Source organism: Paenarthrobacter sp. AT5 (genome assembly GCF_032764245.1).
GTDB lineage: Bacteria > Actinomycetota > Actinomycetes > Actinomycetales > Micrococcaceae > Arthrobacter > Arthrobacter ureafaciens.
The window spans coordinates 2,408,045-2,430,569 of record NZ_CP136441.1 but is presented as its reverse complement, the minus strand read 5'-3'; the positions used below and the strand labels follow the sequence as shown (position 1 = coordinate 2,430,569).

The following is a 22,525-nucleotide window of genomic DNA, read 5'->3' as shown; positions in this document are numbered from 1 at the left end:
TCGTACTCAATTATGACTCGAAGTGAATGATCTGTGCGGAACCATTCGCAATGGTGCACAGAGTTGAACAAGGGGGCCGCGGCGTGCGCGGCCCCCTTGTGCGGGCTGTGGTCGATCGGCTCAGGCGGCCTCGTTCATCCAGTTCTTGGTGAACGTCTCCTCGAGCATCCGGACGTAGGTGTCCAGGTCCAGCGAGGCGATGAGCCGCTCGATCCGGTCGGCCGGCAGCTGGTGCAGGTCGTCGTTAACGACGACCATCGACCAGGTTGGGTCGATGGCGTTAATGCGCCGCACCACGACGTCCTGGTCGTCCGGGAGCACGGCGAGCCCGTCCGACATGCTGGCCTCGGCGCGGGAGCGGGCCCAGCCGTGATGGCGCAGCACCTCCAGCGCGACCGGGTCGCGCTTGGTCCGGCCGATGTCCTCCTCGCGGCGCTTGGCCTGGCTGGCCGCGGTGACCTTCCAGGCACCGGCGTTGAGCAGGCTCCGGGCGTTCTCAGTGCCCTCGCGGACGATGAACACCCGGTTGACCATCTGCAGCACCTGCGGGTCGCGGACGTTGGCCACGTGACCCTGCTCGCTGTACTTCACACCCACGGCGGGGTCGATGGGTGCAGCCGAGAAGGGGTAGGTGATCGAGCCGCGGGAGGCCGCGATGACGTTCTGGAACAACAGGAGCGACCGGATCGGGTCGTCCTCCAGGACCGCCTCCTCGATCACCTTCCGGCCCAGCATCAGGTCGAAGGGCTCCGCGATCGCCGACTCTCCCCTGCTCGCCACCGTCTGCAGGTAGCGGGCCAGGGCGAAGTCGATCACGGCCGGGTGGGCCAGCGACTTCGTCGGAGTCGGGCCCGCGTGGCAGGCCAGCGTGCCGCCACCGGCGGCGATGATCGGACTGTCTGCCACGGACCGCCCCGGCTCCGGGGCCTCCAGCTCCAGGCGGTTGTTCGAGTCCTTGCTGATGAGGAACATCAGCTCAGGTTCGATGTCGACGCCGATGGCCTCCTGCTGCTCGGCCAGCACCCGGTTGTTGGTCGCTTCGTCGAATCCGTTCTCGCCGCCGACGACCGAGTAGAGGCCGTCGGTGTTGGTGGAGATGATCCGCGCCCCGGCCAGGGTCTGGGCCTGTCCGATCCGCCAGCTGAACAGCTGACCAAGGATGCGCATCGAGATGATGCGGTTGTTCATCCGGATCGGCGTCCGGTGACTTGCGTCGCCTGCGCCCGAGGCCGAGTTGAGGATCAGCTTCGTGCCGTTGCGCAGCACGCCGAGCCCGGCGATCTGAGCCTTCAGCCGCGCAGCTTCAGGGCTGTCGCCCGGAAGCTGCGCCAGCTGCTTCTTCAGCCCCTTGATCTCCTGGCCGTAGCGCTCTTTGTCGAAGAAGATCTTCGCGTAGCGGTCCTCACCCAGCTCGGGGTTCCAGAACGCCCGCATGTTGCGCAGCAGGTTCGGGTAGTAGCTGGTGAAGTCCTCGTGGATCACCAGGCCAGCCGAGGTGCGTGCGAACTTCGGGTGCAGTTTGTCGGAGCCGTCTTCCTTGGCGATGAACAGCTCCGGCTTCTTCTTGGCCGGCTCATCGCGGTAGGCGGCATTGGTGGCCGTGCTGTTGGCGAGTACCACCTTGCCTTCCAGGACACCGCCGTCGGGCAGGACGACGTTCAGCGCCTCTGCCTCGGGCCGCTGGGTGGTCAACAGGTCCGCCGGGTCAGGCACCTGGGCCTGGGCGCGGGCGAGCTGCCCGGCCTGGTCAGGGTCGTCCTTCTTCGGCTTGCGGTACTTGACCTTCTCCGGGTCCGAACCCAGCAGGACCAGCCGCTTGTCGACGAAGGTGCCGTCGGGCAGGCGGAGCATGGCGTGCTGACGCTTGGCCTCGGCCACGAAGTCCTTTGCGTCCGGGAAGGCCTGCGCTGCCCGGATGAGCATCATGGTCTGATCGTTGTGCTCGACCTTCTCGGCGTTGAACACCGACAGGTCGGCTTCGGCCCCATGGATGCCGCCGGTGGAGAACGTGGCGAAGCAGGACGACGGCGAGGCGTCCGCCCGGAAATACGGCACGTTGTTCGGGGTCTTGGGCACATCGCGCAGAGACCGGGCCGGAAGGCTGAACTTGTCGCGGTACTCCTCGGAGTCGTTGAAGTTCTGCCCCTCGATCGAGCGGTAGTACGCCACGACTTGCAGGAACTGCCGGTGGGCCTCGCGCTGGGCTGCAGTCACTTCGGAGTGGGTGGCCGGGTCGGGCGCGACGTTCTCCTCGAAGAAGCGCACGCACTCGTCGAGCACGTTGACCGGCTCGATCCCGCGTTCTTTAGCGACCTCGGGGTGCGGATATACGAAGGACACCGCCTCGATGTCATCCAGTGAGGCGTAGGGTGCGAGGATGCGGCCCACGAACTTTGCCGATGAGGAGTCGACCGCCAGCCGGTCCTTGCGCACCGCACCGTTCTTGGTGAACACCGTTTCGGTGAACTGGGCGAGCAGAGCGGCCTTGAGATCGAAGTTGCTCGCGTACGCCGGATGCCGGAACAGCTGGGCCAGACCAAGGCAGTCCGAGACGTTGTAGGCCAGCAGCTCATAGAGATCCTCTACCGCCTCGATGCTCGTGTCATGGCTGAGCTTCTCGGATTCCTTGATCTGGCGGCCGAGCATCCCGAGCAGGCGCTTGAGGCTGACCTTGGACTGCAGTTCGTTCAGCCGGGCCACGTCCAGGTGCCGGCCCGAGTGAAGCATGGCGCGGCGGATCTTCGCAGCCGCCCCGTCCCAGCCGAGGTAGCCAGGCATGTACTCGATGTGCTGGGACGAGAAGAGCTGGTCGTTGTGGTCGCGCAGAGTACGGGCCGTGGTCGGCTGAAACGGCCGACCGCTGCCCGGGGCCGGAAACGCCTCGTTGAGGTAGAGCGCGACCATGGTCGTGTCATAGTTCATTGAGTTGTAGCCAGCAAGGAACGGATGCAGTGCCGGGTCGTACTCGGGGTCTGTGTCGCAGACCGGACGCAGCGCCGCGGGGTACCCGCCTGGGTCGGAGTGGTTGCACACCTGGTCGGCGTTCGAGAGGCCCATCAGTTCGGCGAGCCGGAGGCTGCCCCGTTCGCCGCCGAGGTTCCAAAGCTGGACGCTGACCGCGGGCAGCCCCGGGTTGGAGCGGATCACGGTGTCGTAGAGGGCCTGGGGGTCGACGGAGGCGACCAGCGCCGGGTCGTCGGCCAGGAAGAAGATCTCCAGGTCGTGGACGGCGCGGCCCGGCCGCGGGGTGTAGGCGCACAGCGTGAAGACGTTCGACAGCGATTCGATGTCGTAGAACGTGAAGAGCGCGGTCTCAGCTGTGACGGGGGTGCGCTGGGTGGTCATGGGTCTGGCCTTTCGGTCGTCACCGGCCGTCACGGCCGGGGTATGCAGTTATCTGGTCGGGGTGCCGGGCGCTGCCGCGGATGGCCTTAGGCGGCGCTTCTTCCTTGTGACTGCGCGGGGACCGGCCGGGCACCGCGGGCCCATCGACCTCCCACCAGGGAGTAGCCGAAGTGCTCACGCTGGCCGGTGCAGTCGGCGCATTCCTTTCCGGGTGAGACTCCCTCTCCTGCACATCCGTCTTTCCAGTCCGGTTCGTTCGGGTGCGGCTGCGTCATGTCCTGTTTTCCGTTCTTGTCTTCAGTCGATCGGGTTGTGTGGAGAGCGGCGGCGCGGGGCGTCCATCCGGCTGGAGGCCTCAGCCACGAGCCGCCGCTTCTCCTCCGGGTCGGCACTGATCTGCGAGCGGACGATCAGGTTGGTGATCCGCTGTTCGCGGGCGACATCGGCCAGCGCGGTGCTCGCCCTGCCTTGTTGCTTGGCGAGGTCGGTCACCGCCCGGGCGAGCTCGGTGATGGCCCTGGCGATTGTGGGCATGGTCGGATCAGTCCTCTCCTGTGGTGTCCTCGTCGTCGGCGTCCACCTGGGCAGCGGGACCTGTGTGCCGGAGCAGGCCGCGGTAGTTGGCCTGAAGGACCGGCTGCGACTTCTTTTTCGGGTCCGAGCCGCTGTAGTGCGGGTTCATCCACTTCTTCAGCTCGTACTCGGCGATGATCGTCTCGGGGGTGGCCATCATCTGGCCGGGGCGGATCTTCTTGTTCTTGTCCGGGCAGTGCCACAGCGGGTCAGGCCGCACGATCGCAACCAGGTCCGTGATGAACTGCTTGTTGCTCACCGGCGACCCCGAGGGCGAGACGTCTGCGAACCAGGCCTTGTAGAGGTCATAGGTGAAGGTGAAAGGCACCAGGTCCCACACCAGCCGCTCGCGGAACTCTTCCCAGAAGGCGCGCACGGGGTCGTTGGCCTCCTTGTACTCGGCCAGGACGTCCTTGGTCGCCACCGGCTCGGAGAGCTGGTAGTAGTTGCCCGGGTCGGCTGCGCCGGCGCGGTTGAGCACGTACCAGAGGGCGTACTCCAGGACCTCGCGGCGCTGGAGGTAGTCGTCCTTGATGTACTTGCGCTCCATGCCGGTGAAGCTCTTGTTGAACGGTACGAACAGCTGCCGGCGGTAGAAGCTTTCGGACTTGTCCTTCACGCGCGGGAACTCGTTGAGGCACTGGACCATGAAGCCGAAGAACTGGTAGGCGATCGGCATCCGGTACTTCCGGTTGATCTGGATGACGTCGTTGGTGACGATCGCCTTCAGGTTGGCCGCTTTGTCGATGAAGGTGCCCACGTCGTTCTCGTCGACGATGATCGCGTTGGCGCGCACGAGCGGCTCGAGCGCGAAGTCCTTGCCGAAGTCGCTCAGCGGGATCGAGGTGTGCGAGCGTGGCCCGCACAGGTTGCGCATGAGCGAGCACAGCGTGCCCTTGCCGTTGTTGCCCTGTTCTGAATAGAACCAGGCAGTCTTGCCCCAGCTGACGTGCGGCCGGATGATCGCGCCGATGACCTCCCAGAGCAGCTCGGGGATACCCTCCTCGTCGGAGAGCTCGCGGATCCAGGACTCGATGTCCCAGACCGAGCCGTCGACAGGGTGGACGATCACCGGGTTGTCCGGGTCTTCGACGTAGTCGATGTGGCACTTGGCCAGGAACACCAGTGCCGGGTCGAAGGGTACGAGCGACTTGGGTTCGAAGTGGAAGGCCTTGCCGCCCTCATGGATGTCCCGGGCCTCGCGGCCGTAGTGGAACACGCCGTTGTTCACGGCGATGAGGTCTCTGTGGCTGCACTGGTGCCGGCGCGGGCTGTCCTCGCGGAGTACTGCCAGGACCTCGGCGAATTCCTTGAGTGTCAGCTGCGTGTTGTAACGGCGTGCCGTGGTGCGGATGTCGTCCTCGCTGGTGGTGTACGTGCCGCGGCCCGGGCCGGTGGCCTGGTACATCGCCAGCAGGTCGTACTCGCGGTCAGTGTCCTTGGCGCTGGGGGCGATGCGGATCACGTGGTGCAGGCTCAACAGGATTTGCGCCACTTGCCAGTAGGTCAGGTGCCGGGCCAGGGGCAGCTTCTCGGCAGCCACCTTGGTCTTGCTGTTCTCGGCCTTGGAGACGCCGTTCACGATCGCGAGCAGCTGCTTCTCGAGCAGGCGCGGTGCCGGCGGGTCCGACGGGTCGATCAGCTGGAGGTAGACCTCGGTCGCGCGCGTGACTATTTCGTTTTGCGGGGCGATGTCGACGCCGTCGGCGAAGTACGTCATGACCTCGGTGAAGGCGTCGGCGACAGGGTTGGTCGAGGGGGTGTCGAAGTCCTCGTCGAAGACGGGCGTTGGGTCGTCAGGAGTCGTCATGCTGCTGTCTTTCTCGATCGCGTCGAGTACCTGCCGGCAATGAGTGGGAAGCCGATTGGTCTCGTAATCGAATAGGAACGTGCTCACGACTCTATGCCATCCGAATGGTCTTTCGCAACGAGTCGACTGATAGCCGACTCATGGTCCGACAGAGGTCCCGGGTGGGGCTCGGAGGGGTCGCGCGCGAGACCCGGAGGCCACGGCGACACGACGAGGGCGTGCGGTCTGGAATGAGAAACAGCGGCTCCGGGGGCGTATGCCCCACGGAGCCGCTGGCTTCTCGTGCTCGAGCACTCCCCCGCGGGCGGCGTGAGCCGCCCGACCCCCTGGTCGGGGTTCGGGGAGTTCTTCCGACCGGCCGGCCGGGAACCTCCAGAGCTGGGATCCGGCTGCAGCAGCGAGCCGGTATACCCCCAATGGGTATCGGAAGGTGTACCACTTGACGTGGTACACCTGTTTCCCCTGGTCAGTCGGGGATTTCAGGACTTCTCCAAACGGGGTGTACCACATGGAGATTTGCACGTGGTACAGGCGTTTACCCTGGTCAGACGGGCTTTATATACCCCCTGTACCACTCGTACCACTAAATAAAGACTAGATATACGCGCATGGGGATAAGAGCTCTTACTGGCTGGATGACCGATCGGAGGCGTCCTTCGCGCACATATGTAAACGCTCGGAATCTGGTGGTACTCGTGGTACACCTGCCGAAAACGCTGATCTACCAAGGCAAAACGCGTACCACGTCCGCTCGGGCACGTGGTACAGACTCCCTCGGCCGCGGTCGCCTGACCCGCCGTTTGAGCAGGCCAGCACTGGGATCGGAAGGTGTACCACGACACGTGGTACACCTCGGCGCTGCGTCCTCCCGTGCAGCGGAGCATCAGGCCCTCACGGCCCTGACGGGAGCGATCGCGATGGGTCCGGCGTCCTGGTCGACCGGGCTTCCGATTGATTCCGAGTGATTCCGAGACAGACCTTCGAATGGTCGACGGAATGGGATGCCAACTGCATTGCACATGATGAATCGACACTGATAGAGTGGGCATTGGTGTTAGGGCCAGGAACCGTCACCAGGCGTTGTTGTCACAGGAACGTGAAAACAGAAAGGCCGGAGAAGCATCCCCGTGGGAAGGGAGCTCTCCGGCCTTTCTGCGCGTTCACGCTGGTGCGAGGCCCAGGGTGCGCGGCCGCCTAGAAGGCGGCCGCGCTGCGGCCTCGCCGGTATCCCGCATTGGGGGACTCGGGTATGTGGGCACGGACCCGGTGGCCGTCCTCGACGGCGTACAGGATCTCGTAGGTGATGGAGACGTTGCGGTTGCAGGGCATCACACCCTGCCTCCGGCGCATCTCGAGCTTGCGGAAGCCAGCGACGGACTCGGCACGTTCGAAGAAGCGGGCGAGCATCTCGCGGGCGCGTTCGTGCGCCTGCTCCGCCGTGCGGCCGCTGGTGCTCATGGTGAAGAAGTGCATGGACCCTCGATCGAAGGTCGGCCTCTCACCGGTGTCGAAGTCGCTGGCGAACCGCGCGCGGCGCACTTCGCTGCCGCTGGGGCGCACGAGCCGGCCTTGCGCGTCATACGTGCACTTGTTGACGACTGCCATGGTGGATCCACCTCCTCTCAGGTCTGGCTGACGAAAATCCTTCAGCCAATCCCCCGGTGACCGGATCACCCCGGTCACCCGAGAGCAGGCCCTCCGGAGCGACCGTCGGCCCACGGCCGAAAGGTCGCCCGGAGGGCACCAGCGTCAGTCCTGCACATTGAGCCCGGCCGCTACGCGGCCTGTGGCTCGTTTTCCCTGCCTTCTTCCCCGCCGGCTTCCCTGTCGTCTTGTGCAGGCCCGGGCGCGGGTGCCGCCATGCGGTACACCGCCAGGGCGCACGCGAGGAACGCCGCGGTCATCAGCAGCGCTGAGACGGGGTTCGCCAGTGCGCCCAGCAGCTGGGCGGGGACAAGGACGGCCGTGAGGTTGAAGGCCAGGTGGAGCAGCACGCACGGCCACAGGACGCGGGTGCGTTCGTAGACCAGCGCCAGCAGCACCGCCAGGGGCAGCGTGGCAGCAAACTGGACGACGTTGGCGTGCAGTAGGCTGAAGCCCGCGGCGGTGACGAGCACCGCCGCGACGATGTCGACCCTGCGCCGCAGCAGCGGGTAGAGCAGGCCGCGGAAAAGCATCTCCTCGGCCACCGGCGCTGCCACCAGTGCGAGCAGGAGGGCCACGACGGGACCGGCGTCTGTCCTGGCTCGGGTCGATTCATCGAATCCCGCCGAGCCGCCCAGGGTATAGAGCCACAGGGCCAGGGACTGGCCGGCGAAGAACGCCAGAGCCAGGCACCCAAGCACCCTTCGGGTAAAGCGCGGTGTTCCGGACATCGGTCGGACCGTTGGCGCGTTGGCGAACCACCGGGGCCGGAAGAGCCTGGCAGCGCCGACGAGCAGCGCCACCAGGCCTCCGAGCACCGCCGTACCCAGGACGGGCTCGCCGACCACGGAAACTACGGCAAGGCCAAGTCCCAGGTAGGCGGCGAGCACGCCGAGGGGCACGAGGACACACCACGCGATGGAGACGAGCCGGGACTTGATGGGTGGAGCGGGCATCCCCGCCTCCTTTCCGTGGTCAGACAGACGCGGGGATCTGCTCTTCGATGACGGCCTGGACGCGGGTCTCGCCGCGGAAGGTGTTCAGCTGCAGCTTCGCGATGAAACGCAGCGTTCCGACCTCGGTGCGGCTGGCCGACCGCGTCAGAGCCGAAATCTCCGGCTCCTTCTCCTCGGCGACGTTCCACCACAGGCAGAACAGCCCCGACCTGGTGACCAGCCGCAGGTGCTTCTTGCACAGGCGGCACACGCGGTAGCCGCGGGCGTTGGTCATCAGGTTGGCGTCGGTGCGCTCATGGCCGCAGTCAGTATCGGAACCGATCCGGTCCACCCGCAGCCCGAGGGGCTCGACAGCGATTTCGACCACCGGCTCGACGAAGCCGTGGCCGAAGGGCCGCAGCGCTTCCACACGCCGGACGAAGCCGACCAGAGGCTCCAGGTCGTCCAAGCCAGCATCGCAGTCCCGGTCCGGGCCCAGGACCAGGTCGGCCCGGCGCTCATCCTGGACGACAGCCAGCAGGGCAACCTGCGTGGCCTCCCGCAATGCTTCGATCAGACCGTCGAGCAGTTCCGCCCGGTCGACCTTGACGCCGCAGGCCTGCTGGTGGCCGATGGCGCGCATGCCGTCCTGGTGTTCGAGCGTGTCGATGATGCCGAACCACGACGGTGCCCGGCCGGAGCCTCCGACGTAGTCATCCGGCCCGGCGGGACGGTTGAGCACGACGACCGGGTGGCCGTGGCGCTCCATCAGCCGGTTGGCGAGCAGACCGTACATGCCCGGGTAGGCCTCGGAAAAGTAGACCCAGGGGGCCAGCGGCTGATCACCCTCCTCGAGCTCCCGGGTGTGGACCTCGACAAGCTCCTTGCGGCTCTCGTTGGTCGCGATGACCTGGTGTGCCGCCTCGAGCATCAAGTCCTGGTCAGGCGCGGTGAACACGCCGAAGCACGGTGCGAGCGGGTCGCCCGTGCGGCGCGGGGAGTTCATCGCCGGCGCGAGGTAGAACCCGTAGAAGCCCTCGTCGATGCTGTCGATGTCTCGGACCTTGCCTGCCTGGCCGAAAGCCTTCAGCAGGACCGCGAAGCCCTCGAAGGCCCGGACGAAGGCCGGGTGGTGCGGGTCGACGCGCAGCAGCTGCATCAGCGTCGACTGCCCGACGTCGATCGCCTCGGGGTCCGGGTCGAAGCCCCAGGGGGTCGGGACCGTGCGCGGCGCGGGCGCGTACAGCAGCCGTGCGATGGACAGCGAGTCGCGCACCAGCTGCCGGTTCTCGTACAGCACGGGCATGACGTCGGAGACGGTGCCTAGGCCGGCGAACAGGCGCAGCAGGCGGATCTCCCAGAGCTTCTCCGGCCGGTGGACGCGGGCATAGGCCTCCAACACCTGGTAGAGCACGTGCGCGCCGCAGATGCCGGTGTTGGCGTAGGTCTCGTCCATCCGACAGGGGTCGACGGTGACGTCGGCGCTCGAACCGGGTTCGAGCTCCTCGTGGTGGTCGGTGACCAGGGTCTTCCATCCCAGAGCCCGGGCGGCGGCGATCCCGCGGTGGGAGTTCACTCCCCCGTCGCAGGTGAGCAGGACCTTGGTGTCCGGCCACGTCGCGGCGATCTCTGCGATGTCCTCGGGCGTGAGGTCGTGGCCGCGGCGGTAGTCGGGCACGTGCAGCTCGACGTCGAAGCCGAGCTCTGACAGTCCGGCGTAGCCGAGCACACCGGAGGAGATCCCGTCCATGTCGAAGTCAGGGGCGATGGTGACCTTGTGGCCGGCGGCCCGGGCGTCTTCCAGGGCCTCGACCATCTCGGCCAGGCCCAGGAGCTCGTCGTGTTCAGCTGATTCGATCTCGCGGAGGTACTCGTCGGTCCAGCCGCGGCGCTGGCACATCAGGGCGAACAGGTCGACGCCGTCGTCCGTCAGTGGATGGTCGTCGACGGTCTGGAGAATGGTCATGGTGGGGGGCCTCTCGATCGTGTCGAATGGTCGGTTTACAGGGGTGGGGAAAGGCACCCGCTGGCAGTGTGATTTTAGCAGTGTCGCAGGTGGATTATGCTGGTATTGCAGTGTTTTCGGCCTATGATGAAGGCATTCGAAAGATCTGTCGTTCTGGCGCGCCCAAAGACTTCTCTAAGGTGGTTCGGATCGTCTACCATTCAAGACATGGCTATTCGAAATATTGTGGAGTCGGACATCAGTGGCAAGCCGGATGCTGCCACAGTCACCTTCGGACTGGGCGACACCTGGTTCGAGATAGACCTGACCGACGAAGAGCGCAAAGAGCTTGAGAAGAATCTCAAGGAATACATCAGTAAGGGTCGAAAGGCCACTAAGAAGGGCGAGAAGAAGCGACTCGTGCCCGAGACGACGCCCGAGGAACGCGAGGAGATCCGTAAGTGGGCGCGCGAGAACGGTCATGAAGTGCCCGAGTTTGGTCGCATTCCGAAAGCTGTCATGAAGGCCCACGATGAGGCACACGGCATCGAGCGGACTCTCTAGCCCTACCCTTTCCGCAGTCTTTCGGGCCATACCGGAGAGATTTCCGGCCACCTATTCGAATCAAGGATCAACAGCCCTGCAGCACCAGCTGCAGGGCTGTTGTCATGTCCGGGGTGTGCACTTGTCAGAACGGAGGCAGGCGCGGGTGGATGATGTCTTCGACCTCGATGCTTGCAGCCAGGGCGCGGGAGCGGGCGTGCACGGTGCCATGTGAGAAGTGCCCTGGCGTTCCGGGCATCAGCTGCTGCTGGCCGGTGCGTTGGTCGCACTTGCTGCAAAGGTCCAGGAAGGCGGCGACACGGACCTGCGTTCCCCCGGCGCGCATGGCGACGAGGGCATCGACCATCCGTTGGTTCCGGGTGAAGCCCGCCGCCTTAGGCTCAGCGCTCCAGTCGGCCGGGAACTCAATTACTTCGAAGCCGGCAGCCCGCCACAGCCGCTCGGCCATGGCGTCGGCACCCTTGGGACAGTGCCCTGACAGGAGCACGGGTCGGGCGACCGCAGACGGTCCCCAGGCTCTCCAGGCCTCGTTCAAAGCCGCCTTCATGGCCTCCGCGGCGTCCCAGGTTCGGGAACCGGTCACGAGCAGGGCATGGCTGAATCCACTGGTCATCGTGATGCCTCCCGGCTGGTCATCTTGGTCATCGGCATAGATCCCGCCGAGGCCGCCGCGGTGGCAGTCCGGATTGTGATACTCGTCTGTCGCTGCATCATTCGCGTCCTCTTTCGCCGCAATGTTTTCCGGAATGATTCCCGGTGTTCCTTCTCAGTCGGCAGGTCACTACGCGGCAGCTGCCGACGCCTGGGCACCGTTGAGCCTGGCAACGCCGCGTTCGTAATGGATTGCCACCCGGACCTTCCGGTCCTCGCTGAGCGGTGCGACGTGAAGGGTGTATCCACCGTCCATGTCGCGCTCGAGGTAGGCGACGCAGACCGTGCCGCTCTCTTCATCGTCGAAGTCGACCTTGCCAAAGCTCTCCGCCGGATTCGCCGCAGTGACTCGCTCTCCGTAGGGGATCCACGGCTTGGCCTCGCACCTGGCTCCGGTGTCGTAGGGCGAGAGCTGCGGCTGTGGCCGGCGTGCGGACCTGGATGCCTTCCGAGCGTGTGTCATGACGATGCCTCTTCTGTTTCTCGGGATGCAGGTGTCGGGCATCGAGTGCAGGTCCCGCCAGGGGTCCGCGGAGACTCGATGTACGGTCCAGCTCCCGTGCCAGCTCCGCTGGCCTGACGGCCCACTGGTGAACCGTGTCGGGAACTGCTCCGACTGGGCCGCGCAGCGGGCCGGCCGACGGGCCGTCCTCCTCGGACAAACCTGGTGCGCAGCGCCAGGTGATCCACCGCCTGGCTGCACCCTTTGCCGCGTCGTCCACCTGTGGACAAATGCGGCGGGGCAGGCGGGGGCGTCCTCCACTCAAGCGCAGCGCTGGGCATAGCCGGAGGGAGCGCAGCGACTGACGGACCGGCGAGCGAAGCGAGCGGTGGAACCTGTCGGCTATGCCGACCAACAGCGTCTCGAAGCGCAGCGAGAGACCGGAGCGAAGCGGAGGGTCCGCAGGACCGCTGTTGCCAGGTTCCCTTATGCCCTTTTCCTCTCTTGCCGCCATTTCGCCATTCCACGGCTGGAGCGTTAGCGGAAGCCTGGAATATCAGGGGAAACGTCCCGTACACCCTTGACCCGTACACCCCCTCTCCATCCGCGCAGCGGGTGTACGGGTCATGTCGTTTCCGCTGGATTTACTGGCTTTTGGGTGTACAGCCCTTTTGCCGTCCGCTGCAACGCCGTACGGATGCATCTTCCGCACCACCGCGAGGCACGAGCGGGTACCCGTACGGGTCCTCACATGTAGCGTCAGCGACGTCGGGCGCAGCCCGGTCCGCACCCCTGGTGCATCCTGCTGCCGCAGGCACATCAGACCCGGCGCGCAGCGTCCACCACTCCCCGCGACCTGTCGCGTCAGGCTGTGGAAAACTCTGCTGTCGCGGCACTGCTCTGATCTGTCGGTGCGCTTGTCGCACCGGTGTGCGGGCGCTCACTCCGGCTCTGCTTCACGGTCGCGCCAGCACCTGTCGCACCGCGTCCGAGGCGGGCCCACACCGGCCCCTTGCCGGGGCCCGTTCCGGGCCGGCTGGCTCTCCTCCCCGGTGGCAGCTGCACTCACGGACGAGCGACAGCGAGTCCTCGACGGCCACCGCCCGGCCTGCCCCTCGTGGACGCATCAGAAGAGGAGCTTTCCCGGGAAGCATGAAGCCTCCCTGGATCCAACGGCAGCCCCCGCTTCCACAGCGTCACCGAGCCGTCCGGGTCTCCCACCAGGTGCAGCTTCCTGAAGAGGCTCACGGGTTCTTACCTTCTAGACCCCCACCGCCCGTGAGCCTCTTCAGGAAGCGGAGTTTTTGCCCTTTCGCTCCATGCGGGGCCCTACTACCCAGTTCGCCTTTTCCCTCCGCTCTCCTTGCGGCCCCCCGGGCGGGTCGGTGACGCCACAGGCGCAACCACAGCTGCTCCACCCTGCTCCGATAGCTCCTCCGCTCGCTCCAGGACTGCCTCGAGGTGTCGCAGGCGGGTGTTCCAGGTACCGGTCCGGTCCCGCATCGCTGGACCCCTTCTGGTCCCGGAGTGGACAGATCATTGCACCGGCATGGACAGACAGGGACACAGACCAGACCTACACAAGCCCCGAGAGAGTCCAGAAAGGCCATTCAGACCCCATTAAGAGCCGGATGGCGCTCCTCGGGGCCGCTTCGGGCGCACTGCTGGTCTCATGATGGTCTCTCACAGGTCTGCTCTGGTCCGGCTCGCGACGGTGGACTGTTGCTGGTCTCTTCGAGGGCGCTTCTGTGCTTTGTGTGGGACCACCGAGCGCCCTCCAATGTGCCGTGGCCTGATCGAGGTCTTCTGCTGGTCCGCAGCGGACCGCGTGCCGGTCCCGGGTGAGCCCTTGATGAGTCCTGTGTCTTCTGGTTCCCCGGCTGACCCGCGGCCTTCTGCGGGTCCTGCCGGCGGCTCCCACGGGTCCCGCCGCGGCCATGGTCGCTCACGGTGACGCAGGCCTGATCTGCTGGTGGCCTTTTGCTGGTCTTGGCGTGGTCCTTGCAGAGACCATTGAAAGACCAGTAGAATGATGACTGATAAATGAGTCGAAAGGTCCCCGACTGGCAGTAGCGCCTCGGGGACCGCGCATGAGAGGGGGCCGCGATGACCGAGGACAGTGTCCATCAGCACGAGGGCGCAAGGGGGTGCTCGCAATGACCGATAAGGCCGAGCCGCGCCGTCTGCGCTGGAGCGTCCCGCGGGCCGACGAGTCCACGAACCGGTGGCTCGACGAGCAGTACGACATCTCGAGGTCGCTCCAGCTGTTGATCCGCGAGTCCATCCAGCGCGACGGCTACATCGACGTGGTCAACCGTCCCGTAGAGCAGCTTCCCCGGCGCGGCCGCCCGCCGCAGGGCGAGCAGGACCCTGGGCGCAGCGAGGCCCTTGAAGGAGAGGAACGCGGCGATGACGGCCGTGACGGGAGTGAAAGCCAGCACGAGAGTCGCGAAAGCCGTGACGAGGCTGCCGTGCCTGTTGCTGTTCCTTCAGAGCCCGTGCAGCGCGTCGAGGCAGCCCAGGCTGTTCAGCCGCCGCCCACGCCTCCCGTCCGCGAGCCCCATCCTGTTCCCGTCGAGGAGCCTTCTGTCCCTTCGGGGCTGGACGCCTTCCTCACCCACTGATCCGCACCGCACTTCCTGAGACACCGACTTCCTGACCGAGAGGGACACAACCATGAGCAACACCCGCACCGCCGAGAAGACCATCCAGCTCACCGGCGGCATCGACGTCGGCAACGGATACGTCAAGGGCGTCATCCGCGGCGAGGTCCACGGCAAGGAGGTCTTCGACACGATCGACCTTCCTTCGGCCGTGGTGAGCACCTCGCGCTCCACGCCCAAGGTGCCCGAGGCTGACTCGGATGCCTTCAAGATCGTGGTGGAGGACGACTTCTACAACCGCGTCGCCGCCTCGTTCACCACTCCCCTGATCGGGCACTCGGACCTGCGCACCTTCGGCCGCGCGGCACTGAGCACCCCGGGGTCGAAGTTCACGCAGTTCGAGGTCGTCGGATCCCGCTCGAAGGCTGACCAGGAACTGAGCTCGGTGCTCGTCCTGGGCGTCTTCGCCGCCAAGGCCCTGCGCGACTATGTCCGCGAGCACGGCGCGCTGCCGGACCGCGAGCTGCGCGCCACGGTGCGCGCAGGCCTGGCTCTGCCGATTGCCGAGTACGTGCAGCGCCGCAGCGCCTACGCTGCCCAGTTCGTGGGACTCCTGGGCGCGGCTGACCCCACGGTGCACCTGGTGACCGTGAAGAACTTCTCCACGCCGGTCACCGTGCGCCTGCAGTTCGAGGATGTGCAGGTCCTGCCCGAGGGCGCGTCCGCGCAGTTCGCGATCACCGACAAGGGCGCGCCGCTGGCGCAGGCTCTGCTGGACGATCTTCGGGCCTCGGACCCCGAGGAGGCCGCGCGCCTGCAGGGTGTCACCGCCGAGCTGCTGGTCGGTGTGCGCAACACCGTCGGCGTCGACGTCGGCGAGGGCACCGTGAACTTCCCCGTCTTCACCGACGGCGCGTTCAACTCCGAAGCGGCCAGCACGCTGGACCAGGGCTACGGCACCGCGCTGACGAACGCGCTGGACCGCATGAGCACCAGCGGAGACAAGGACCTGCGGTTCAAGAACCGCAAGGCGCTGGCCGACTTCCTGCAGCAGGAGCCCAGCGTATTCCTCCAGGGCAGGTTTGACCGCGCCAAGGGCTACGTCGACGAGGAGGCCGAGTACCTGGCCGAGGAGATCGGCGCACGCTTCGAGGACGTCCTCGCCGAGGTCGGCGGCACCACCGAGGTGGTGTACGTCTACGGCGGCGGTTCGGGCCCGATCAAGGAGATCCTGCGCCCTGTCCTGCAGAAGGCCGCCGGCGGCATCCCGGTGCTCTACCTCGACGCCGCGTACTCGCGCCACCTGAACCGCGAGGGCCTGTACCTGGCGGCGAAGGCCGTCGAGGTCCAGAAGCCCGAGGGCAAGCGCAGCAAGGCGGCGGCGTGACGATCGTGCACCCGTAGCTAGGTCCCGCGAGGACTGCGGACCGGCCAGCAACAGACCAGCAACAGACCCGAGGAGGCATCAGCACCATGACTGACCACGACGAGCCCAACGACGAGACCAACGACGGACCCCAGAAGGACCCGAGCGAGACCCGTGAGAAGCCTTCGGGTATCGTCGCACGGCTCCAGCATCTCTACGAGGACCGACCTGTGGTCTTCGCCGTGCTCGTGATGGTGGTTTCCGGGCTGATGTTCCTGCTCGGCGGAGTGCTCACCGGAGCCGTGGATCTCATCGGCATCTCATTGCTGCCGATGGACAACATGCCGTAGCGCCCGGCAGGTACAGCGCGGGCGAAAAAGAGACCTCCCCGGCGGCAGCTGGTGCTGCCGCCGGGGAGGTCTCTGCTGTGCTGGTGATCCAGGTCAACAGGATGGTCAGTCAATGCCATGCTCGGTCGACAGGGCTGCGAGATCGTGGCTGAGATCTTCCATCGCGGCGATGGCGGCCATGGTGCACTGCTGGGTCGCAGGGCAGCAAAGCGAGCTGCGCAGGCCCTTTGCGACGATCTCGACGGCAGGCATGTACTTGAAGAGCATTCGGTACATGCGCGAGTCCTGGCCGTGGCCAAGCTGGTGGCGGATGGAACCGGCGTTGTCCTTCAGGTCGCTGGCCTTGATGAGCAGCGCCCGGGAGCCGGAGCTGGCCAGCACAGCGAGGTGCTCCTCGTAGGAGGTGCTCCCGCCGGGATTGGTCACCGCTGCGACCAGCAGTGCGACGCGACGGCCGTACAGCCGCGTCAGGCAGTCCAGGGGGTCCTCTCCAGCCAGGCCGAACGCCGCAAGCAGTCCTTCGCTGCAGTCCTCGATGACGTCGTGCAGCAGCGCCGCGGCAATGAGCTCAGCGTCGGTGACACCCCAGCGCAGGAGCCGCAGTGCCACGCGCAGCGGATGCTCGATGTACGGCACACGCGGCAGGTCTCCCCTGACGAAGCGGGTCTGATCGCGGTGCAGGAAAGAGGCCGTCGCAGCTGCGCCGGTGACAAGTTCCGTGTTCGCGGTGCCGGGCATCAGGCGTTGGATCTCCCGCTCGAGTTCGAACACGAGCAGTGCGGAGTCCATCTGCTTGAGCGGGATGCGCGTGGTGGGCAGGGTGGTCATGGCTCTTCCTTTGTTCGGGATGGTTCTCTTGCTGTTGGAAAACACCAGGCGCTGCCCCGCAGCGCTGATCCGTCTGAGCTGCAAAGAGCGAGCCCCGTCCCCCGCGCCGGAGCGCAGGAGCCGGGGCTCTGTGGAGTGACAACCTGGTCAGTTGGACCGGGCACTGTTCCGGCTGCGCAGCCGCGCAGCCCGGGCCTTCAGGCCGCGCCAGCCAGCAGCCCAGACTGCACCGGACAGGACCACGAGCACCACGCTCGCCGTCCAGTGGCCGGTCCAGGCGCTGGCTGCGATCGCGGGCAGCAGGGCGAGGACGTTCAGCACGATTCCCGTGACGAGGAGCGTCCTGCCGACATTCCGGAGGATCCGCTCGCGCCGGCCGGTGGTCTGCACCGTGTCAGGCATGGTGGTTCACGGTCCTTCGTCGTGGGGTGTGTTCTCTCAGAGCTCGATCCGCTTGCCGCGGGCGAGCTCGGCAGCGGGGATGCTCAGCCGGTAGCCGCCGACCGGGTAGCTGGGGTGGTCGCTGGCGACGACCGCGCAGTTCCACCAACCGGCGTGGCGCTTGCGAGGGCGGGGTTCTTCCTCGCCTTCGGTGCGGGCCTCACCGCGGTATTCGATGGGCACCACGACGACGCGGTGGCCGGAACCGCGCTCGGTGGCGTGCCAGGGCAGCTCAATGAGCAGGTCTTGAGGCCACTGCTCGATGGTGACCGGCAGCTTGGACAGTTCGTGGTTGGCCGAGCCTTCGGGCGACTGCGCGAGGCGCTGGGCCTCCTGCTCGGCGGTCTCGATGAATCCGATTTTCTCTAGAAAGGACACGGTGATCAGTGCTCCTGGTTCATGGGCTGGGAAGTCGACGGGTCAGCCTCAACGCTGGATTCGCCGCGGACGAGATCAGCCAGTGCTTGGGCGTAGGCGTCCTTGGCGCGTTCAACGGCGGCTTGCTCGTAGAGTGAGTGGATCTTCTCGCCGGCGGCGATGCGGTCCTCGACCTCGTCCATTGCCATGATGGCGGCCGCGAGCTGGACCCGGGCCTGAGCCTCGGCGCGCCGCAGCTCCGGATGGAAGGCCTTGCTTGTGGCGAGCCGGTGGACGGCGGCAACGCGTTGCGCTTCAGCGTCGAGGTCGGGCTCGGAAGTGATGGCAGTGGACACGGTGATCCCCTCCTGTTTGATGAAGTCGTTTGTTCGATGCCGGACCTGGATCAGCTGCGCTGGTTCCTCAGCTCTCAGCCAGACGGCGGGAGGCCGCCTGGAAGTCCGCGAAAGTAGTCCCGCTGTGTTCTGCGGTGCCGTCCGCCGTGAACGCCGTGCCGCACCATCCGGTGAAGTAGCGCTGGCACAGCTCGCGGTCGGCTTGGCGGGCCTGCTCGTCGTAAACGGGCGCGCTGACGACCAGCACATCAGAGCCGAAGTCGAACGGCAGCGCGTCCTGTACGGGTACTGCGATGGTGCTCATGGCGGTTCTCCTCGGAATCCGATGGTGGCGCGGCGCTGCACTGCAGGCCGTCCTTCGTCGATGACTCCTCCGTGACAGCTCCGCTGTCACCTCCACCGGCTGCACCTGAGAATCGAAGATGTAGAAGAACAACAAGAAGGTTCCAACCCCGCGCCGGCACAGTGCAGGTGATCCGCAGCATCGGCACAACCCCTCCACGCACCCTGGGATAGGCTTTCGGCGGAGTTCAAAATTCAACAAAGGGAGAGATTCGTGGCGGGAAGCGCGGTCTATGGCAAGGGCTACCACGCAGGCAAGCAGGATGCCCGTACAGAGGACCTGATCGCCGCGGGGGTCTTGGCGGCTGCAGGTCTGGTCATTGCAGGTGGCGTCAAGGTTTACCGGAAAGTCAAAGAGGCCCACGCAACCCGGCTGGAACAGCGGATGAAGGACATCGACGACGGAGGTAACTCCGAAGATTCCGGCCAGCAGTAAACCACGGACACAGAAAAAAGAGACCCCACCGCCGGAGCACGCGCTCCTGACGGTGGGGTCTTCTTCAGGCGAACGTCCTGTCTGCAGCGAAGTACGCATGCACGGCCTCGCGGGCGGCGGGGTACTCGTCGTAGGGATCCGGGTAAGCAGCATCGAACCGGGCAGCAGTGGTGATGCCCTGGAATCGGAGCAATTCCAGGAGATCGGGCAGGTCCTGTGCACGGCCGGAGAACTCGGCAGTGTCAGCTGCGATGATCTTCGCCCGGGTCAGTGTGGGAACACTGGCCAGGTGCATCTCGATGCACTCGTACGCTGTGTCGTCCGCGATCCAGCGTGCCTGGTACATCGACGCGACCAGCTCAGCCTCGTCGCCATCCATCACGTTGTCGTTGTTGATCCAGTCGCGCTCCAGGTTCAGCTCTTCGGCGACCTCGTGAATCGCTGCCAGGACCGCCGGGGCGAAGTCAGGGGTGACAGAGTCGATGTCGACGGTGAACGCCCGGTCCGCAGCACGGATGCCGTACTTCATGAGCGCGAAGCCGCCGATCGCACGGATCTGCACCGGGGCGTTCAGTCCCAGGTGCTTCAGCTTGCTGTCGAGCACCTCGAGCGCCTGCTCCAGCTGGGCCAGGCTGCACTTGTGGTCGTCGTTACTCATCCTGCTGCTCCTTCTGGTCGGGAAGGAGCGCGAAGCGTCCTTCGGGGTCAGATCCGGATCGGCTGTGCCGATCTGAAGAGCCGCCATCAGGAGCGCAAGGAAAAACACGAGCCCGGCACAGGGGCTCCCCCTGTGCCGGGCTCTGTTCAGGCTCAGTGCATGCGTTCGATGCGCGTGGATCCGGACCCGTCCTGCAGGCCGGTGGCGCAGTCGTACCAGAAGCCGCTGGGCAGGCGGACCAGTGTGTGTGCCTCGCGTCCCGGCCAGTTGCCGGCGGCTGCGATCGCGGGCACCGCCCGGCGGTCCATCACGCTGCTCACCCCCAGCTCCTCCACGACTTGCGGGTCGCGGACGTACTTCGTGGCGGAGCCATTGCGGGGATCGCACGGGACCTGCTTCATCCAGGCGGGGTGGTCGAGGACTCTCTTGACGAGGACCTTGTCGCCAACCTGGAGCTCGTCCAGCTCAGAGGGTGCTGTAGGGATGGGCATGTGGTTCTCCTGGTTCGTAGTCTGTAAGTGCAGCAGCTCAGCCGCGGCCGATGGAGGAGCACTGTGAGTGCGCACCGGCATGCAGTGCCACGGCGTTGTCAGCCGCCGTGCGGTACTCGGGGATCCGCTGGGGCTCCGGCTCGCCCTTGGGGAACCAGGGCATGGCGTAGCCGTCAGTGACCTGCTGTCGCGCGGCGTCGTTGTGGGCCGGTGTGATGACGTAGGCGAGAGAACGGCCATAACGGTCAGTTCTGTCTGCCCCGGGGTCGAACTCGATGGTCACTGGCATGCCCTGCGGCAGGATGCCGCCAAGATGATCAGTGGCGGCCCTAGCGCCGCACTCGGGCTCGGCATCCTTGTGATAGTTCATTTCGGGCGCGTCGATGCCCATGAGCCTGACTGTGTGCTCGGGGATCCCGATATGCTTGTCGGTCGCCTCGAGCAGGCCGGCCACCGGCAGCACGGCGACGGTGTCGCCGTCGATGACACGGATGACTTTGGTCTCCACGCTCGCCGGTTTGCCAGAGGACACCTGTCCCGGGTCCTGGGCTGCCGCAGTGCTGGTGGACGGCGTACCCGGGACGCCGGGGGCCTTCGGCAGGTCCTCGCAGCCGGTCAGCGTGACGATACAGAGCACGGCGGCGATGAGGCCGCCGATGACAGATCCGGAGGGGGTGCGCTTCATGGTGGGGTTCCTTGCTGGAGTGGTCGTCGGGCGCTCTGGCCGGGGTGGCAGGCGTGTTTCTCCACGGGCACGCCCGAGCCAGCTGTGCTGGCTGTTCCGGAAAGAGAAAGACAGGACCCCCGGCCCTGAGCGATGCGCTCGGTGCCAGGGGTCCAGTGAGAGAGATCAGTTGCCTGCCGCGACGGATCCGGAGTCGATGGGTTCGACGATGAAGACGCCGTCGGGCTCGCCCGTGAGCTCAGCAGCGAGCCGGCTCAGTGACTGGGCGTGGTCGAGCCTGGTACCGGCCCAGACACGCCGGCCAGCGTCTAAGTGCTCTGCGGCTTTCCTGGTCTCCTGTTCGGCACCGAGCGAGGCGATGTGTGCGAGCTTGCGGCGCACGTCCGGGCTGAGCTCGCGGATCAATGCGCTGCGTCCCTTGTGCGTCATGCCGAGCAGCATGCCGTTGCTGATGGGTCCGGTGTACATGGCGGTTTCCTTGCTGGTCAGGGTTGTTCAGGTCCGCGGGCGACGAGCACGAGGCGCGAGCCGCGGACGAGATGGGCCTCACCGCCGACGGTGAGGACGTGGACAGTGCTGCCCACCGAGGGCCGCACCTGCTCGACGACGGCTGTGCCGCCATCCAGATCGGGGTTCAGGTCGCGCAGCGCGACCCGGTCGCCCCGGCGCAGCATCCGGGCGCTCTTGCCGCCGAGGATGCGGTGGCGCTCGGTCGAGCGCAACAGAGCCTCCTGGACCGCAGGACCGCCGTCTTTGACGATGTCGAGGAAGGCGGGGGTGATGGTGTCGGTCATGGCAGTGCCCTCCTGGCTGGTGCAGCTGATGGATCGCGCGGGCCTGTACGACCCTGGGTCTGTGGCGCTCACTGGGATCGAACCCGTGACCTCTCGTGCGTCGCCCTGCAACGGGCCTGTTGCCTGGGTCTGCCCGACCAGGGAGTGATGCGGAATCGAACCGCGGGCAGTCAGAACGCCGAGTGCTCTGCCGCTGAGCTAGAGCGCCGTGGGCCGGTTCCGGGAAGGAGCCGGCGAGGGTTGTGAGGAAAGGGACGAGGAGCCGTTCGCTACTCACTTCCGGGTCGGTGCCCGCAGGGAGTCCGGAGCCGTGCAGCCGTCGCACGGCCTGGCCGCTGGCGCGAGGTGGTGCTCGACGAGATGGGACAGGAACCGGACTCCGACCTCGACGTCCGTCGTGAACGACTCGTCATCGGCCGTGCCGACGATCTGCGCGGAGGCGACCGTCGAGTCGATGTCCAGGTCGATGACCAGCTGCAGGGCGAGGCCCGGCGCGGGGCCGATCAGCTCGACGAGCACCTGGTAGTCCGGCTCGCACGAGTGCGAGACCCAGCCGACGTGGCGCTCGAGCTCGTCGGCGTCGTCGGCGGCGTTCAGCTCCTGGCAGACCGCTGCGACGGCGGACAGGAAGCCGGTGAGGGTGTGGTCGTGGTTGCGGTGATGACGGTGCTGCACGGAGGTCGACATGGCCCCTCCTCGGTCGATGGGCGGTGATTAGCGGATCTCGGAGTAGCCGCACTCCGGGCAGGTGTGGGTGCAGGCGCAACCGCTCCGGCCGGCCCGTTCGCGGGCCGTGGCGGGGGCGTCGGACTCCATCGGCGCGCCATCGTTGGGGCAGCTGAGACCAGACATGGAGGACCTCCAGTGAAGTGTGGCAGGACGGGGACGTTGTCCTTCGTCGTCAGATCC

25 protein-coding genes and 1 tRNA gene are annotated in these 22,525 nt (G+C 66.2%); 5 read left to right on the top strand and 21 right to left on the bottom strand.

The features are described 5' to 3' along the window. Nucleotides 1–120: 120 nt before the first annotated feature. From RI444_RS11150 to RI444_RS11125, 6 genes are all read right to left on the bottom strand, one after another. Complete coding sequence (locus RI444_RS11150; protein ID WP_316963733.1) at nt 121–3,345, bottom strand: hypothetical protein; 3,225 nt, start codon at nt 3,343–3,345, stop codon at nt 121–123. 297 nt (nt 3,346–3,642) lie between these two features. Continuing rightward, entirely contained in the window at nt 3,643–3,879 is a 237-nt protein-coding gene (locus RI444_RS11145) for a hypothetical protein (protein WP_056387559.1), read from the bottom strand. Between the two features lie 7 nt (nt 3,880–3,886). Further along, nucleotides 3,887–5,815 (bottom strand): phage/plasmid primase, P4 family, encoded by a 1,929-nt coding sequence (locus RI444_RS11140; RefSeq protein ID WP_316963732.1) that lies wholly within the window; start codon nt 5,813–5,815, stop codon nt 3,887–3,889. Nucleotides 5,816–6,922: 1,107 nt separating this feature from the next. Beyond that, on the bottom strand, nt 6,923–7,333 hold the full coding sequence (locus RI444_RS11135) for a hypothetical protein (protein ID WP_142938857.1): 411 nt from the start codon (nt 7,331–7,333) through the stop codon (nt 6,923–6,925). A 170-nt stretch (nt 7,334–7,503) separates the two neighbouring features. Continuing rightward, nucleotides 7,504–8,328 carry a type II CAAX endopeptidase family protein gene (locus RI444_RS11130; RefSeq protein ID WP_316963731.1) on the bottom strand — a complete coding sequence of 275 codons (825 nt, stop codon included), beginning with the start codon at nt 8,326–8,328 and terminating at the stop codon, nt 7,504–7,506. A 19-nt stretch (nt 8,329–8,347) separates the two neighbouring features. Beyond that, on the bottom strand, nt 8,348–10,273 hold the full coding sequence (locus RI444_RS11125; RefSeq protein ID WP_316963730.1) for a DHH family phosphoesterase: 1,926 nt from the start codon (nt 10,271–10,273) through the stop codon (nt 8,348–8,350). A 207-nt stretch (nt 10,274–10,480) separates the two neighbouring features. Here RI444_RS11125 and RI444_RS11120 point away from each other — a divergent pair, with 207 nt between their 5' ends. Further along, the gene (locus RI444_RS11120) at nt 10,481–10,816 is read left to right on the top strand and encodes a histone-like nucleoid-structuring protein Lsr2 (protein ID WP_056387574.1); all 336 of its coding nucleotides are present in this window, start codon (nt 10,481–10,483) and stop codon (nt 10,814–10,816) included. Between the two features lie 124 nt (nt 10,817–10,940). Here RI444_RS11120 and RI444_RS11115 read toward each other — a convergent pair whose 3' ends face one another. Beyond that, nucleotides 10,941–11,429 (bottom strand): SLOG family protein, encoded by a 489-nt coding sequence (locus tag RI444_RS11115; protein ID WP_256248776.1) that lies wholly within the window; start codon nt 11,427–11,429, stop codon nt 10,941–10,943. A gap of 168 nt (nt 11,430–11,597) precedes the next feature. Next, on the bottom strand, nt 11,598–11,930 hold the full coding sequence (locus RI444_RS11110; protein ID WP_316963729.1) for a hypothetical protein: 333 nt from the start codon (nt 11,928–11,930) through the stop codon (nt 11,598–11,600). Nucleotides 11,931–14,065: 2,135 nt separating this feature from the next. Between RI444_RS11110 and RI444_RS11105 the strand changes: the two genes are divergently transcribed. The 3 genes from RI444_RS11105 (at nt 14,066) to RI444_RS11095 (ending at nt 16,228) form a co-directional block, all read left to right on the top strand. Next, on the top strand, nt 14,066–14,533 hold the full coding sequence (locus RI444_RS11105) for a hypothetical protein (protein ID WP_316963728.1): 468 nt from the start codon (nt 14,066–14,068) through the stop codon (nt 14,531–14,533). Nucleotides 14,534–14,585: 52 nt separating this feature from the next. Then, nucleotides 14,586–15,899 (top strand): hypothetical protein, encoded by a 1,314-nt coding sequence (locus RI444_RS11100; protein ID WP_056387588.1) that lies wholly within the window; start codon nt 14,586–14,588, stop codon nt 15,897–15,899. A gap of 86 nt (nt 15,900–15,985) precedes the next feature. Beyond that, nucleotides 15,986–16,228: a hypothetical protein gene (locus tag RI444_RS11095; protein ID WP_316963727.1), complete on the top strand. Its 243-nt coding sequence runs from the start codon at nt 15,986–15,988 to the stop codon at nt 16,226–16,228. 105 nt (nt 16,229–16,333) lie between these two features. On the opposite strand, the gene RI444_RS11090 is transcribed toward RI444_RS11095, so the two are convergent. The 5 genes from RI444_RS11090 to RI444_RS11070 form a co-directional block, all read right to left on the bottom strand. Continuing rightward, entirely contained in the window at nt 16,334–17,056 is a 723-nt protein-coding gene (locus tag RI444_RS11090; protein ID WP_316963726.1) for an HD domain-containing protein, read from the bottom strand. Between the two features lie 147 nt (nt 17,057–17,203). Continuing rightward, a complete protein-coding gene (locus RI444_RS11085) occupies nt 17,204–17,458 on the bottom strand; it encodes a hypothetical protein (protein ID WP_316963725.1) in 255 nt (84 codons plus the stop codon). Between the two features lie 36 nt (nt 17,459–17,494). Further along, nucleotides 17,495–17,875, bottom strand: a complete 381-nt coding sequence (locus tag RI444_RS11080; protein WP_316963724.1) for a hypothetical protein — start codon at nt 17,873–17,875, stop codon at nt 17,495–17,497. Between the two features lie 5 nt (nt 17,876–17,880). Continuing rightward, entirely contained in the window at nt 17,881–18,210 is a 330-nt protein-coding gene (locus tag RI444_RS11075; protein WP_316963723.1) for a hypothetical protein, read from the bottom strand. A 67-nt stretch (nt 18,211–18,277) separates the two neighbouring features. Continuing rightward, nucleotides 18,278–18,514, bottom strand: a complete 237-nt coding sequence (locus RI444_RS11070; RefSeq protein WP_316963722.1) for a hypothetical protein — start codon at nt 18,512–18,514, stop codon at nt 18,278–18,280. 252 nt (nt 18,515–18,766) lie between these two features. On the opposite strand from RI444_RS11070, the gene RI444_RS11065 reads away from it, so the two are divergent. Further along, a complete protein-coding gene (locus tag RI444_RS11065) occupies nt 18,767–18,988 on the top strand; it encodes a hypothetical protein (RefSeq protein WP_314191994.1) in 222 nt (73 codons plus the stop codon). Between the two features lie 64 nt (nt 18,989–19,052). On the opposite strand, the gene RI444_RS11060 is transcribed toward RI444_RS11065, so the two are convergent. From RI444_RS11060 to RI444_RS11025, 8 genes are all read right to left on the bottom strand, one after another. Beyond that, nucleotides 19,053–19,646 carry a hypothetical protein gene (locus RI444_RS11060; RefSeq protein WP_316963721.1) on the bottom strand — a complete coding sequence of 198 codons (594 nt, stop codon included), beginning with the start codon at nt 19,644–19,646 and terminating at the stop codon, nt 19,053–19,055. A 152-nt stretch (nt 19,647–19,798) separates the two neighbouring features. Continuing rightward, complete coding sequence (locus RI444_RS11055; protein WP_316963720.1) at nt 19,799–20,137, bottom strand: hypothetical protein; 339 nt, start codon at nt 20,135–20,137, stop codon at nt 19,799–19,801. Nucleotides 20,138–20,174: 37 nt separating this feature from the next. Then, on the bottom strand, nt 20,175–20,822 hold the full coding sequence (locus RI444_RS11050) for a thermonuclease family protein (protein WP_316963719.1): 648 nt from the start codon (nt 20,820–20,822) through the stop codon (nt 20,175–20,177). A gap of 165 nt (nt 20,823–20,987) precedes the next feature. Next, the gene (locus RI444_RS11045; RefSeq protein WP_316963718.1) at nt 20,988–21,290 is read right to left on the bottom strand and encodes a hypothetical protein; all 303 of its coding nucleotides are present in this window, start codon (nt 21,288–21,290) and stop codon (nt 20,988–20,990) included. A gap of 17 nt (nt 21,291–21,307) precedes the next feature. After that, nucleotides 21,308–21,616, bottom strand: a complete 309-nt coding sequence (locus tag RI444_RS11040; RefSeq protein WP_316963717.1) for a hypothetical protein — start codon at nt 21,614–21,616, stop codon at nt 21,308–21,310. A 62-nt stretch (nt 21,617–21,678) separates the two neighbouring features. Next, nucleotides 21,679–21,824 (bottom strand) — tRNA-OTHER (locus RI444_RS11035). Nucleotides 21,825–21,889: 65 nt separating this feature from the next. Further along, nucleotides 21,890–22,303: a hypothetical protein gene (locus RI444_RS11030; RefSeq protein WP_316963716.1), complete on the bottom strand. Its 414-nt coding sequence runs from the start codon at nt 22,301–22,303 to the stop codon at nt 21,890–21,892. Between the two features lie 27 nt (nt 22,304–22,330). Next, nucleotides 22,331–22,468: a hypothetical protein gene (locus RI444_RS11025; RefSeq protein WP_316963715.1), complete on the bottom strand. Its 138-nt coding sequence runs from the start codon at nt 22,466–22,468 to the stop codon at nt 22,331–22,333. Nucleotides 22,469–22,525: the final 57 nt, after the last annotated feature.